At 71.9% G+C, this 11,558-nt stretch carries 14 protein-coding genes; 8 read left to right on the forward strand and 6 right to left on the reverse strand.

All coding sequences use genetic code 11. From position 1 onward, the window contains the following. Positions 1 to 41: 41 nt before the first annotated feature. Positions 42 to 767, forward strand: a complete 726-nt coding sequence (locus QRN56_RS14090; RefSeq protein ID WP_285104231.1) for an AAA family ATPase — start codon at positions 42 to 44, stop codon at positions 765 to 767. A gap of 14 nt (positions 768 to 781) precedes the next feature. On the opposite strand, the gene QRN56_RS14095 is transcribed toward QRN56_RS14090, so the two are convergent. Beyond that, positions 782 to 1,294, reverse strand: a complete 513-nt coding sequence (locus QRN56_RS14095) for a GNAT family N-acetyltransferase (RefSeq protein ID WP_285104233.1) — start codon at positions 1,292 to 1,294, stop codon at positions 782 to 784. Between the two features lie 127 nt (positions 1,295 to 1,421). Here QRN56_RS14095 and QRN56_RS14100 point away from each other — a divergent pair, with 127 nt between their 5' ends. Then, positions 1,422 to 2,012: a pyridoxamine 5'-phosphate oxidase family protein gene (locus QRN56_RS14100; protein ID WP_285104235.1), complete on the forward strand. Its 591-nt coding sequence runs from the start codon at positions 1,422 to 1,424 to the stop codon at positions 2,010 to 2,012. On the opposite strand, the gene gad is transcribed toward QRN56_RS14100, so the two are convergent. Next, complete coding sequence (gene gad / locus QRN56_RS14105; RefSeq protein ID WP_285104238.1) at positions 2,006 to 3,379, reverse strand: glutamate decarboxylase; 1,374 nt, start codon at positions 3,377 to 3,379, stop codon at positions 2,006 to 2,008. The genes QRN56_RS14100 and gad overlap by 7 nt on opposite strands. A gap of 85 nt (positions 3,380 to 3,464) precedes the next feature. Next, complete coding sequence (locus QRN56_RS14110) at positions 3,465 to 4,352, reverse strand: hypothetical protein (RefSeq protein ID WP_285104239.1); 888 nt, start codon at positions 4,350 to 4,352, stop codon at positions 3,465 to 3,467. Between the two features lie 80 nt (positions 4,353 to 4,432). Here QRN56_RS14110 and QRN56_RS14115 point away from each other — a divergent pair, with 80 nt between their 5' ends. The 3 genes from QRN56_RS14115 to QRN56_RS14125 all read left to right on the forward strand — a co-directional run bounded on the left by QRN56_RS14115 (position 4,433) and on the right by QRN56_RS14125 (position 6,255). After that, a complete protein-coding gene (locus QRN56_RS14115; protein WP_285104241.1) occupies positions 4,433 to 5,095 on the forward strand; it encodes a histidine phosphatase family protein in 663 nt (220 codons plus the stop codon). 99 nt (positions 5,096 to 5,194) lie between these two features. Further along, on the forward strand, positions 5,195 to 5,539 hold the full coding sequence (locus QRN56_RS14120) for an ArsR/SmtB family transcription factor (RefSeq protein ID WP_285104243.1): 345 nt from the start codon (positions 5,195 to 5,197) through the stop codon (positions 5,537 to 5,539). Next, positions 5,536 to 6,255, forward strand: coding sequence for a cation efflux transmembrane domain-containing protein (locus QRN56_RS14125; protein ID WP_285104245.1), 720 nt, complete (start codon positions 5,536 to 5,538; stop codon positions 6,253 to 6,255). Before QRN56_RS14120 ends, QRN56_RS14125 begins: the two co-directional genes overlap by 4 nt. Here QRN56_RS14125 and QRN56_RS14130 read toward each other — a convergent pair. Then, on the reverse strand, positions 6,252 to 8,393 hold the full coding sequence (locus QRN56_RS14130) for a HelD family protein (RefSeq protein WP_285104247.1): 2,142 nt from the start codon (positions 8,391 to 8,393) through the stop codon (positions 6,252 to 6,254). The genes QRN56_RS14125 and QRN56_RS14130 overlap by 4 nt on opposite strands. Before the next feature lie 236 nt (positions 8,394 to 8,629). On the opposite strand from QRN56_RS14130, the gene QRN56_RS14135 reads away from it, so the two are divergent. Further along, on the forward strand, positions 8,630 to 8,986 hold the full coding sequence (locus QRN56_RS14135; RefSeq protein WP_285104248.1) for a DUF3467 domain-containing protein: 357 nt from the start codon (positions 8,630 to 8,632) through the stop codon (positions 8,984 to 8,986). Positions 8,987 to 9,254: 268 nt separating this feature from the next. Continuing rightward, positions 9,255 to 9,623: an STAS domain-containing protein gene (locus tag QRN56_RS14140; protein ID WP_285104250.1), complete on the forward strand. Its 369-nt coding sequence runs from the start codon at positions 9,255 to 9,257 to the stop codon at positions 9,621 to 9,623. A gap of 33 nt (positions 9,624 to 9,656) precedes the next feature. Here QRN56_RS14140 and ppgK read toward each other — a convergent pair whose 3' ends face one another. Then, positions 9,657 to 10,403, reverse strand: a complete 747-nt coding sequence (gene ppgK, locus QRN56_RS14145; protein WP_285104252.1) for a polyphosphate--glucose phosphotransferase — start codon at positions 10,401 to 10,403, stop codon at positions 9,657 to 9,659. A 14-nt stretch (positions 10,404 to 10,417) separates the two neighbouring features. On the opposite strand from ppgK, the gene QRN56_RS14150 reads away from it, so the two are divergent. After that, positions 10,418 to 10,603, forward strand: a complete 186-nt coding sequence (locus QRN56_RS14150) for an SPOR domain-containing protein (protein WP_285104254.1) — start codon at positions 10,418 to 10,420, stop codon at positions 10,601 to 10,603. Positions 10,604 to 10,658: 55 nt separating this feature from the next. Here the strand turns inward: QRN56_RS14150 and panB are convergent, their stop codons facing one another. Then, positions 10,659 to 11,489 carry a 3-methyl-2-oxobutanoate hydroxymethyltransferase gene (panB, locus tag QRN56_RS14155; protein ID WP_182617797.1) on the reverse strand — a complete coding sequence of 277 codons (831 nt, stop codon included), beginning with the start codon at positions 11,487 to 11,489 and terminating at the stop codon, positions 10,659 to 10,661. Positions 11,490 to 11,558 lie beyond the last annotated feature (69 nt).

An 11,558-nucleotide genomic window follows, 5' to 3' on the forward strand; every position in this document is an offset into this window, starting at 1 on the left:
GGGGCGCCGGTGCTCGGCCTCCTCGCGGCTAACCTGGCGGGGTGCTGATCGAGCGAGTGAGCGTCAGACCCGCCCTGGTCGAAGACGGCGCCTGGCCGTGGACCGTACCCGCCGTCGCCGAGATCGCCGCGCGTGGCGTGCGGCTGACCAGCAGTATCGTGGTCCTGATGGGGGCGAACGGGTCCGGCAAGTCCACCGTGCTCGAAGCGATCGCGGAGCAGTACGGGATCGACGTGCGGGGTGGCCACGGCGGTCGGAAGTACGCGAGCGAGCTCGACACGAGCCCGCTGGGCGAGGCGCTCGTCCTGGACCGGACGATCGCCGGGTCCCGGATGCTCCGGCAGAAGGCGAAGGGGTTCTACCTGCGCGCCGAGACGGCCGCGGGGATGCTGGAGTTCATGACGGGCGCCGGGGTGAGCGGCTACGGCGACCGGCTGTCGACGGAGGTCAGCCACGGCGAGTCCTACCTCCAGGCCATCTCGGGCCGGTTCAGCGGTCCCGGCCTCTATCTGCTCGACGAGGCCGAGGGGCCGCTGTCGTTCGAGTCCACGCTGCAGCTCCTGTACCGGCTGCAGGACCTGGTGGCCGACCATGCCGCCCAGGTGATCTACGCGACGCACTCACCGCTCGTGGCGGCGCTCCCCGGGGCGCAGATCCTGGAGATGACCGAGCACGGCATCGCCGAGCGCACCTGGTCCGAGCTGGAGTCGGTCGCCCTCTGGAAGAGGTTCCTCGGCCGCCCGGAGACGTTCTTCGACGTTGTGTGACCGGTCGAACCCGGTCACAGCTCCGTCGTCAGGAACAGCGAGTCCCCGTGCACGGCGTCCTTCTCCACGCGGCCGGACTCCACGAACCCGACCTTCGCCAGCACCCGGAGCGACGCGCCGTTCCAGTCCCGCACCGTGGCCCACAGCCGCCGGTAGCCCGACTCCCGTGCCCAGCCCAGCACCGCCCGTGCGGCCTCGGTCGCGTACCCCTGACCCCAGGCGCGGCGCAGCAGCTCGTATGCCAGCTCCGGCTCGTCCTCCGGCCCGTGCGTGTTCGCGATCAGCCCGCAGTAGCCGACGACGTCGCCGGTCGCCCTGACCTCCAGCGCCGGCAGCCCGAGGGAACCGGGCGGGGCACCGTCGCGGATCCAGCCCTCGACGTCCTCGACGGTGGGCCGGCCGTCGGCGCCGATCCGCCGGTGCCGCGGCACCCGCGGGTCGCGTTCGGTCCACATCTCGTGCTGGACGGCGGCCTCGGACACGCGCCACGGCCGCAGCAGCAGGCGTTCGGTCTCCAGCACGAACATGCGACCGACCCTATCCGGCGCCCCGGACGCCGGCCGGTTGCCCGCCCTCGTCCGTCCTCGTCGCTCCGCCCTGACGTCCCTCGGACGCCCCAGCACCAGCCGCGCCCCGCATGGCAGCATGCGGGCCATGAAGCTGCACGAACGGATCGAAGGCCGGCTGCGAGAGTTCGTCGAACGGCAGCCCGTGTTCTTCGTGGCGACGGCGCCCCTGGCCGCGGACGGGCACGTCAACCTCTCGCCCCGCGGCGTCCCCGGCACCTTCGGCGTGCTCGACGACCACACGTTCGCGTGGCTCGACGCCACCGGCAGCGGCAGCGAGACCATCGCGCACCTGCGCGAGAACGGCCGGATCACCGTCATGTTCTGCGCGTTCGACGGCCCGCCGAACATCGTCCGGCTGCACGGCACCGGCCGCGTCGTGACTCGGTACGACGACGGGTACGCGGCGCTCGCGGGCGGCTTCATCAACGTGCCCGGCGCCCGCGCGGTCGTCGTCGTCGACGTCGACCGTGTCTCCGACAGCTGCGGCTGGGGCGTGCCGCTCATGGCGTACGAGGGCGAGCGGGACCTGATGGGCCCCTACTTCGAGCGCAAGGGCGAGGCCGGGCAGCAGGAGTACCGGCGACGGAAGAACCTGACGAGCATCGACGGCCTGCGGGCCTTCGACGACGACCCGGCCGACGACCCTGCCGACGACCCGGCCCCCGCGGGTCAGTAGCCCGTACCGGTCTTGGCCTGCAGCCGCTCGGTCGGGTGCGCGCCACCCTTGAGGTCGAGGGTCGTGCAGGCGTCCTCGATGTCCTGCGTCAGCCGGTCCACCTGGGCCCGGCTCATCGTCTCCTTGACCAGGGCACGGAGGATCTTCACGTCCTGCGCGTCCGGCGGGAGCGTGTACGCCGGCACCATCCAGCCGCGCTCCGCCGAGAGCTGCCAGGCGATGTCCGACTCGTCGTACCCCACGTGGTCGCCCGCCAGCCGGAAGGCGACCAGCGGCAGCTGCTCGGCGTCGTCGCCGATCACCTCGAACCGCCCCGTCTCGCGCAGGTTGGCCGCCAGCACCCGGGCGTTCTGCTGCATCTGCGTCATCACGTAGGTGTAGCCCTCACGGCCGAGCCGCACGAAGTTGTAGTACTGGGCGAGCACCATCGCCGCGCCGGTCGAGAAGTTGAGCGTGAAGGTCGCGTCCGTCTTGCCCAGGTAGTTCTCGTAGAACACGAGGTCCTTCGCGAGGTCCGACGTCTCACGGAAGACCAGCCAGCCGATCCCGGGATAGACCAGTCCGTACTTGTGGCCCGACACGTTGATGGACCGGACCTGCTCCAGCCGGAAGTCCCACGGCGAGTCGGGGTAGAGGAAGGGCCAGACGAAGCCGCCGCTGGCGCCGTCGACGTGCAGCGGGATGTCGAGCCCGCGCTCCGCCCGGACGTCCAGGAGCAGCCGGTTGATGCCGACGATGTCGTCCATGTGCCCCGTGAAGGTGGTACCGAGCACGGCGGCCACGCCGATCGTGTTCTCGTCGAGGTACGGGGACACGTCGTCGGGCCCGATCGTGTACTTGTCCTTCGCCAGCGGGATGATCCGGGGCTCGACGTCGAAGTACCGGCAGAACTTCTCCCAGACCACGTGCACGTCGCCGCCGAAGACCAGGTTGGGGCGGTCGACGGGCTGACCTGCTGCCTCGCGGCGCTCCTTCCACTTCCACTTCAGCGAGAGCGCACCGAGCATGATCGCCTCCGACGACCCCTGGGTGCGGCACCCGGTGGTCTCCCCGGGGGCGTGGAAGAGGTCCGCGAGCATCCGCACGCACCGCTGCTCGATCTCCGCGGAGATCGGGTACTCCGCGTGGTCGATGAAGTTGCGGTGCAGGTTCTCGGCGATGATCCGCTGCGCCTCGGGTTCCATCCAGGTGGTGACGAACGTCGCCAGGTTGCGCATGGGGTCACCCTCGAGCGCCAGGTCCTCGCCCAGCATCCGCATGGTGTCGGTGGGACTCATCCCCGTCGCCGGGAACACCGAGGAGGGTGCCTCCTCGGTGAGGAATCTGTTTCCGTAGAGCGCCGTCGTGCGCTCGTCGCGCGTGGCCATGTTTTCGAGTCAAGCACGGCGCCCCGGCACCGTCGACCCGAGGGAGGGCGAACTTGACCCGGCGCTCGCGGGTCTGTCCGCGGTGTCAGCGGTCCGGGCGTTCCGCGAGCTGCAGCGCCCCGCCGACGACGAAGCAGACCGCCCCCGCGAACGTGCCCCAGTTGACCATGCCCAGGTCCACCACGGTCGACGTGGCCGGCCGGGTGAACGCGGCGAGCCCGGCGAGGAAGAAGAAGACCGAGCCGAGCTGGTTGACCGCCACCACCCACCAGCCGAGATCGTGGGGCCGCAGCCCGATGCGGCCGTGGCAGACCTCGACCAGGGCGAGGTGCCCCGAGACGAGAAAGCAGATACAGCCCACGATGTCCGGGAACCAGATCCACCCGTTGGACTGCCGCGCCGTGAGGTCGGACGCGAACGCGGCGACGAGGCTGACCCCGAAGGACAGGGTGCCGGCGAACAGCACCGCCGCGCTGAGCCAGCCGATCTGCCGGGGCCACCATGCCCACCACCGCCACGACGTGGTGCGCAGCATGCCGCGCGCGTCGATGTCGGTCGGCATGTTCGACGCCTGCACCACCGAGACGTAGCCGCCCGCGCTGAAGAACACCCCGCCGACGAGGTAGACCATGTCGACGCCCCGGACGCTCCCCGCGCCGAACTGGGCCAGCAAGGGGCCGAGGGCGAACAGGGAGCCGCCGATCATGAAGGCGATGCCCGCGGCGAGGTTCGCCCGGGCCAGCCGGGTCGCGGTCGCGGGCTCGGCACCGACGACGCGGGTCACGCTCCCGTCGGCGTCCCGGATCTCGACCCGGCCGCGGCGACGGACCGCGCGCGACGCCCAGCGGACCGACGAGCCGTCGACGAGATGCCAGGTCATCCGGGTGACGAACCCGCCCGAACGCTCGACCCGGCCCAGCGCCCACCGCGCCGGACGGGCTATACGCAGGCCGTGCGGCGCGTCGTCAGCCACGTCTCGAAGTTAGCACCGGCCCGGCCGGCGCGCGGGCCCCGCGCGTCGGCCGGACCCGGCCGGTCGGGGAGAATGCGCCCATGCGACTTCTGCTGCTGCGCCACGGACAGACCCCCTCGAACGTGGAAGGGCTGCTCGACACGGCACACCCCGGACCGGGCCTGACCCGGCTCGGCGAGCGGCAGGCGGCCGCGGTCCCCGCGGCGCTGCGCGGCCGCCAGATCGACGCGATCGCCGTCTCCTCGCTGGTACGGACGTCGCTCACGGCGGCGCCGCTCGCCCAGGAGCGTGGGATCGAGCCGCAGGTGCTGGACGGCCTGCGCGAGATCGACGCCGGCGAGCTGGAGATGGCAGGAGCGCACGAGGCGCACCTGCGCTACCTCGACACGGTGTTCGGCTGGGCGCGCGGCGACGTCGGCCGTGCGATGCCCGGCGGCCCCGACGGCCGCGCGTTCCTCAGCCGGTACGACGACGCCGTCGCGCAGCTCGCCGCGCAGGGCCTCGAGAGCGTCCTCGTGGTCTCGCACGGCGCCGCGATCCGCGCGTGGGCGGCGGCGCGCGCGGCGGACGTCGACGTCGACCACGCCGAGCGCACGCCGCTGGCCAACACCGGCCTGGTAGAGGTCGAGGGCGACCCCGTGGGCGGCTGGCGGCTGAAGGCGTGGAACGCGGACCCCGCGGGCGGGCCCGAGCTGGCCGCGCCGGCCGCGGACGACCCGACGGGTGAACCCGTCGAGCCGTAGGCCCTTCCCGACGAGGGGGCGCACCGCCGATCACCGACGACCGCACCGGCTCTCGATACAGCGTTCCGTGAATACACGATTCCGTGTACTGTCGCTCCCATGACCGAGACGATCGCCGAGTCGGTGACCCTGACCCATACCGCCGCCCTGGCGCGGCTGGGGCACGCGCTGTCCGACGAGACCCGCACCCGCATCCTGCTCGCGCTGCGGGAGGCGCCGGCCTACCCGTCCGACCTCGCCGACGCGCTGGGCGTGTCCCGGCAGGTGATGTCCAACCAGCTCGCCTGCCTGAGGGGCTGCGGGCTGGTCGAGTCCGTCAAGGACGGACGGCGGTCCTGGTACCGGCTCGCGGACACCCGCCTCGCGCCCGCGCTGGGTGACCTGCTCGGCCTGGTGCTGGCGGTCGACCCCGGCTGCTGCGGCCCCGACTGCACGTGCGCATGACCGCGCTCCCCGTGCCCCGGCCGCTGGGCGTCGCGCGGCGTGCGGTGCTGGCCCGCCGCATCCGCTGGGTCGTGGCCGCCACGATCACCTACAACGTCGTCGAGGCGGCGGTCGCCCTGGCCGCCGGCCACATCGCCTCCTCCAGCGCGCTGATCGGGTTCGGCCTGGACTCCGTGGTCGAGGTGCTGTCGGCGGCCGCGGTCGCCTGGCAGTTCGCGGGCCGCGACCCGGAGGCCCGCGAGAAGGTCGCGATGCGCCTGATCGCCGTCTCGTTCTTCGGCCTGGCCGCGTTCGTCACCGTCGACGCCGCCCGCGCCCTGCTCGGCGCCACCTCGCCCGAGCACTCCACGGTCGGCATCGTCCTGGCCGCCGTCAGCCTGCTGGTCATGCCGGGGCTGTCCTGGTTCGAGCGCCGCACGGGGCGCGAGCTGGGCTCCGCCTCCGCCGTGGCCGACTCCCGGCAGACCCTGATCTGCTCCTACCTCTCGGCGGCCCTGCTCGCCGGGCTCCTGCTCAACAGCCTGCTCGGCTGGTGGTGGGCCGACCCGGTCGCTGCCGTGGTCATTGCGGGCTTCGCCGTCCGCGAGGGCTGGGAGGCCTGGCACGGCGACGCCTGCTGCACCCCCGTGGCCCAGCTCGTGGGCGAGGGCGAGCTCCAGGGTGGGCTCAGGGCCGAGCAGGGGTGCGGCGACGACGGCTGCCGCTGCGGGGACTAGCGCCCGACGCCGGCCACGGCCCCGTCCGGAGCCTCGTCCGTGGCCCCGTCCGGAGCCTCGACGCCGAGCTCCGGCGGCAGGTCGCCGTCGTGCCGCACCACCAGCGACGTGACCGCGCGGGTGAGGCAGACGTAGAGGCGGCGCAGGCCGGTGGCGTGGTTCGGCTCGGCCGCGACGATCGCGGCCGGGTCGTGCAGCAGCACGTGGTCGAACTCCAGGCCCTTCGCCAGGGAGGCGGGCACCAGGTCCAGGTGGACGTCGAACTCCGAGGAGTCGTCCGGCTCCGCGTGGTCGCCGCCTGCCGCGGCCGGGGTGGCGTCCTCCTGCTCGCCCACGACGGCGAAGGTGAGCCCGACGGCGGCCAGCGTCTCGCGGACGTCCGGCACGGCGGCGTCGGGCACGATGAGGCCGACCGAGCCCTCCAGGTCCGCGATGCCGACGCCGACCAGCACGTCGTCGAGCGGTTCCGCTGTGAACCTGAGGCGGCCTCGGGCGCGCCGCACCGCGGTGGGCGGCTCCAGGCCGGGCGCGATGCTCGGCAGCAGCCGGGCGGCGAGCTCGATCACGTCGGCGGGCACGCGGAAGCCCGCCGTGAGCTGTTCCACGTACCCGTCCGGCTTGGCCAGGTGGCGCAGCACGTCCGCCCAGTCGCGTGCCGCCCAGGGCGTCGTGGCCTGGGCCAGGTCGCCGAGCACGGTGAGCGAGCCGGTGGCGGCGCGCCGGCCGAGGGAGCGCAGCATCATCGCGGACAGGTCCTGCGCCTCGTCGACCACGATGTGCGCCACCGACGTGGTCCGGTCCAGCAGGTCGGCGATCTCGTCGAGCAGCACGAGGTCCGCCGTCGTCCAGCGGGCGGAGCCTGCGGTGCGGGGCGGACGGGCCCAGGTCAGGAGGGCCTGCTCGGCGTCGGTCAGGACGTCCTGAGCGCACTCGGCCAGGAACTCCGGGTCGGAGAACAGGCGGAACAGCAGCTTGCGCGGGTCCACCGCGGGCCAGACGGCCGCCGCGTAGTCCCGCACGGGCTTGGTCCGGGCCAGCACGTCCCAGGCCTTGTCGTCGAGCGCGTCGCCGGTCTCCTCGATCTGGACCAGCACCCGGTGCGCCAGCGCGTGCCGGAGCTGGGCCGCGCCCAGCGCGTACGGCACGCCCCGGCCCATGACCTGCTCCACGGCCTCGCGCGCCTCGTAGGCCGGAACCCGCCAGCGGAACGAGCCGCGCGGCAGCACGAGCGTCTCCTCCGGGGTGCCGACGTGCGACCAGACGGCGCGGCGCAGCACCTCGGCCATCCGCCCGTCGCCCTTGAGGGTCGCGACGTCGGCGGGATCCGTGGCGCGGACCGGGGCGTGGCCGCTCACGATCTCCTCGATGGTCGCCTGAGTCGCGTGGATCTCGCCCAAGGCGGGCAGCACGTCGCGGATGTACCTCAGGAAGCTCTTGTTCGGCCCGACGACGAGCACGCCGCGGCGGGTGAGCTGGTCCCGGTGCGCGTACAGGAGGTACGCCGCGCGGTGCAGGCCCACCGCCGTCTTTCCGGTGCCGGGCGCGCCCTGCACCACGAGCGTGCGTTCGAGCGGCATACGGACGATGACGTCCTGCTCGGGCTGGATCGTCGCGACGATGTCACGCATGGGGCCGGAGCGCGGGCGCTCGATCTCGGCCTCGAGGATCTCGGAGTGTGCGGCGCCGTCGTCACCCTGCCCGCCCTGCCCACCCAGGCCGGCGCGGGTCAGGGACTCGTCCTCGAACGCCGTCAGGTGGCCGCGGGCGAACCCGTACCGGCGCCGGGCCGTGATGCCCATCGGCTCCTTGGCCGTGGCCCGGTAGAACGGGGTGCTCACGGGGGCGCGCCAGTCCACGACCATGGGCTCGCCGTCCGGGTCCGACACGTGGCGTCGTCCGATGTGGAAGGTCTCGCCGGCCGCGAGGTCGATGCGGCCGAAGAAGAGCGGGATCTCCGGGTCGTCGGTGAGCTGCTCCATGCGGCGCGCGAGCGTGGCCTCCAGGACCTCGGCGCTCACCCAGTCGCCCGCGTAGCTGCCGTCGAGCGCGGCGACGCGGTCGCGCATCCGGCCGAGCTGTGAGCGGGCCTCGGCAAGGAACTCCCGCTCCGTGGCGAGCTCGGACGCGTCGGCGGGCATGGCAGGTCCTCCAGGGTGTGTGAGCGGGTCGGTGCGGGATGTTCGGCGCGCGAGGCGCTCGCGCGAACGGCCGCGTGAGTCTAGTGCCGGGAACCTGAACGTGGCGGCACATTTTCTTGACCGGGGCGCCAGCTCGGCCGGTCAGGAACCATATGTCCTTCGAGTCCGTTTCCACTGTCGCGCCAACCTGCCCCACGGTACGGTCGGTGCACCGCCCGGCCTAACGAGGAGCCTCAGTGTCGTCCGACGAGCTGCCCCAGGAGTTCCAGATCGACGTGCCCGACGAGATGGAGACCGGCGTACCGGCCGACTTCGCCTCGGTGTGGCACACACCGACGTCGTTCATCCTGGACTTCATCGCCGTGAAGCAGCCGCCGAGCCCGGTCTCGGACCCGGAGTCGGGTGAGGTCACGTCGATCACCGTGCCGGGCCGGGTGGTTTCGCGCGTGCGCATTCCTCCGCAGCAGGTGTTCGAGCTCGCCAAGGCTCTCACTATGCAGCTCGATGCATGGGAGAAGGAAAGCGCACCGAACGTTCGCAATCCCGGTGCCTCCGAAGGCCCGGACGGCCCCAATCGGTCGTCGGAGAATTGATTCCGGTGAATTTTTTTCTTGGACGTATGTCCAACTCGGTATCTTTATGTCCGATCTGACCGGGAGTTGTGTGCTAGTTTGCCCGGAGAAATACTGGGTTATACCAGTAGGGTCTTCGAAATGTAACCCTTGCAGGCTGTTCCACTTGCGATCTTCACGGATGTAGGCTGCCCGTGATCGCGACGAAGGCGTTGCAATCTCCCAGAGTTGCCCGGGGGGTCGGGCGACCCGTTCCGGCGGCCATGTCGGGGAGCAATGAACAGGGGCGATGCAAGTGAGCAACACCGAATTCGACAACAGGGGGCGCACGGGCGGGATCCTGTTCGAGGAACAGGCTCGCACGAGCGTCGTGAGCATGTGGGGAGAGATCGATGTCTCTTTGCGCGGTGAGTCGAGTGCTGCCATAGCCAACGCCCTCGAGCGGGCCAAGGCGGTGGTCATCGACACGTCCAAGGTGACGTTCATGGACTCGACCGGCGTCGCGTTCCTCATGCAGATGTACACCTACGGGACGCAGGAGGGCCTGACCGTCAGCCTTCCGGAGCCGCCGCCGGTGGTCCGGAACGTCATCGAGATGCTCGGGGTCGACGCGCTCTTCGCGCAGCCCGCGCACCCCCGCGCCGCGCGCGAGGCCTGACCGCGCCCGGCACGGAGGCCGGGCGCGCGCGCCTCAGCGCCCGGCGGCCAGTGCCGCGGCGCCGACGATGCCGGCCGCGTTGCGTAGCTGCGCCGGGACGATCGGCGCCCGCAGGTGCAGGTGCGGCAGGTACTTCTCGTGGTGCTTGCTGACGCCGCCCCCCACGACGATGAGGTCGGGGGAGATCAGGTCCTCGACCACCCCGAAGTAGCGCTGCAGGCGCTCGGCCCAGTCCTCCCACGACAGGTCCTCGCGCTCCCGCGCGGAGTCGGCCGCGCGCGACTCGGCGTCGTGCCCGTCGATCTCCAGGTGGCCCAGCTCGGTGTTGGGCACCAGGACGCCGTCGACCACCAGCGCCGACCCGATCCCCGTGCCGAGCGTCGCCACCAGCACCACGCCGTCCGCGTCGCGGGCGGCGCCGTAGCGGACCTCGCCCACTCCGGCCGCGTCGGCGTCGTTCACCGCGACCACGTGGCGCCCCGTCACGCGCTGCACGAGCGCCGGCAGGTCCACGCCGGTCCAGGACTGGTCGAGGTTCGCCATGGAACGCACCACGCCGTGCTGCATCGGTGCGGGGAAGGCCACGCCGATCGGGACGTCGTCTGGCAGGTGGTAGGTGTCGACGAGCTCCGCGAGCACGTCCGCCACGGCCTGCGGGGTGGACGGTTGGGGTGTCGGGATGCGAGTCCGCTTCTCCGCGTACTCGCCCGCCGTGAGATCGACGGGCGCACCCTTGATCCCCGAACCTCCGATGTCTATGCCGAACGCCAGGTCGCTCATGTCAGGATCGTCTCATGAGCACCGAGGAGCAGTACTGGTACAACACCGAGACCGGGGCGGTCGAAGTGGGACGCCGTTCGTCCTGGTCGCACCTGATGGGTCCGTACAGCACCCGCGCCGAGGCCGAGCGGGCGCTGGACAGCGCGAGGTCGCGCAACGAGTCCTGGGACAAGGAGGACGAGGACTGGCGCAACAAGTGAGCACCCGTGTCAGACGTACAGGTCACCCGGGTGATCTGTACGTCTGACACGTGGATCACTTCTCGAACGAGTGCTCCGCGTCCGGGAACGAGGCGTCCTTGACCTCGGAGACGTAGTCCTCCGCGGCCTGCTGCAGCGCCGCGCCGAGCTCGGCGTAGCGCCGGGCGAACCGCGGTGACCAGTCGGTCATCCCGGCCATGTCCGTCCACACGAGCACCTGGCCGTCGCAGTGCGGTCCGGCGCCGATGCCGATGGTCGGGATGCGCACGATCTCGGTGATCCGCGCGGCGACGTCGGTGGGCACCATCTCCAGGACGACGGCGACGGCGCCGGCCTCCTCGACGGCCTTCGCGTCGTCGGCGAGCCGCTCGACGGCGTCGTCGCCCCGGCCCTGCACGCGCGGTCCGCCCAGGAGGTTCTCCGACTGCGGCGTGTAGCCGAGGTGCGCGACGACGGGGATCCCGGCGTCGGTGAGCGCCCGGATCTGCGGCGCGGAGCGGACGCCGCCCTCCAGCTTGACGGCGTCGGCGCCCGTCTCCTTGAAGATCCGCACCGACGTCTCCAGCGCCTGCTGCGGCCCGGCCTCGTACGAGCCGAACGGCAGGTCGATCACCACGAACGCGCGCTTCGTGGCCCGCGCGACGGCGCGGGCGGCCGGGATCATGTCGTCCACGGTCACGGGGATCGTGCTGGTGTGCCCGTGCATGACGTTCCCGATGGAGTCGCCCACCAGCAGGATGTCCATGCCGGCCGCGTCGAAGATCGCTGCGGTCACCGCGTCGTACGCGGTGAGCATCGCGAGCTTCTCACCCTTGGCCTTGGCCTCGGCCAGATGGTGCACGCGGACCCTCTTGGGACCCTGAGTGGGTGAGGTGTGGGCGGACATGGTCCTCCTGTGGTTCGAACGGCCTCGGTGCCGCTGGAAAGCCTACGACCGGTCGTCCATGCTCGGTAC

The sequence above is a fragment of the Promicromonospora sp. MEB111 genome, assembly GCF_030209445.1.
Classification (GTDB): domain Bacteria; phylum Actinomycetota; class Actinomycetes; order Actinomycetales; family Cellulomonadaceae; genus Promicromonospora.

Excerpts from the sequence above, each read along its gene's own strand:
- QRN56_RS14095 (WP_285104233.1), bottom strand. The coding sequence starts at position 1,294 with ATGTTCGTGCTGGAGACCGAACGCCTGCTGCTGCGGCCGTGGCGCGTG.
- QRN56_RS14100 (WP_285104235.1), top strand. The coding sequence starts at position 1,422 with ATGAAGCTGCACGAACGGATCGAAGGCCGGCTGCGAGAGTTCGTCGAA.
- gad (WP_285104238.1), bottom strand. The coding sequence starts at position 3,379 with ATGGCCACGCGCGACGAGCGCACGACGGCGCTCTACGGAAACAGATTC.
- QRN56_RS14115 (WP_285104241.1), top strand. The coding sequence starts at position 4,433 with ATGCGACTTCTGCTGCTGCGCCACGGACAGACCCCCTCGAACGTGGAA.
- QRN56_RS14120 (WP_285104243.1), top strand. The coding sequence starts at position 5,195 with ATGACCGAGACGATCGCCGAGTCGGTGACCCTGACCCATACCGCCGCC.
- QRN56_RS14125 (WP_285104245.1), top strand. The coding sequence starts at position 5,536 with ATGACCGCGCTCCCCGTGCCCCGGCCGCTGGGCGTCGCGCGGCGTGCG.
- QRN56_RS14130 (WP_285104247.1), bottom strand. The coding sequence starts at position 8,393 with ATGCCCGCCGACGCGTCCGAGCTCGCCACGGAGCGGGAGTTCCTTGCC.
- QRN56_RS14140 (WP_285104250.1), top strand. The coding sequence starts at position 9,255 with ATGCAAGTGAGCAACACCGAATTCGACAACAGGGGGCGCACGGGCGGG.
- ppgK (WP_285104252.1), bottom strand. The coding sequence starts at position 10,403 with ATGAGCGACCTGGCGTTCGGCATAGACATCGGAGGTTCGGGGATCAAG.
- QRN56_RS14150 (WP_285104254.1), top strand. The coding sequence starts at position 10,418 with ATGAGCACCGAGGAGCAGTACTGGTACAACACCGAGACCGGGGCGGTC.
- panB (WP_182617797.1), bottom strand. The coding sequence starts at position 11,489 with ATGTCCGCCCACACCTCACCCACTCAGGGTCCCAAGAGGGTCCGCGTG.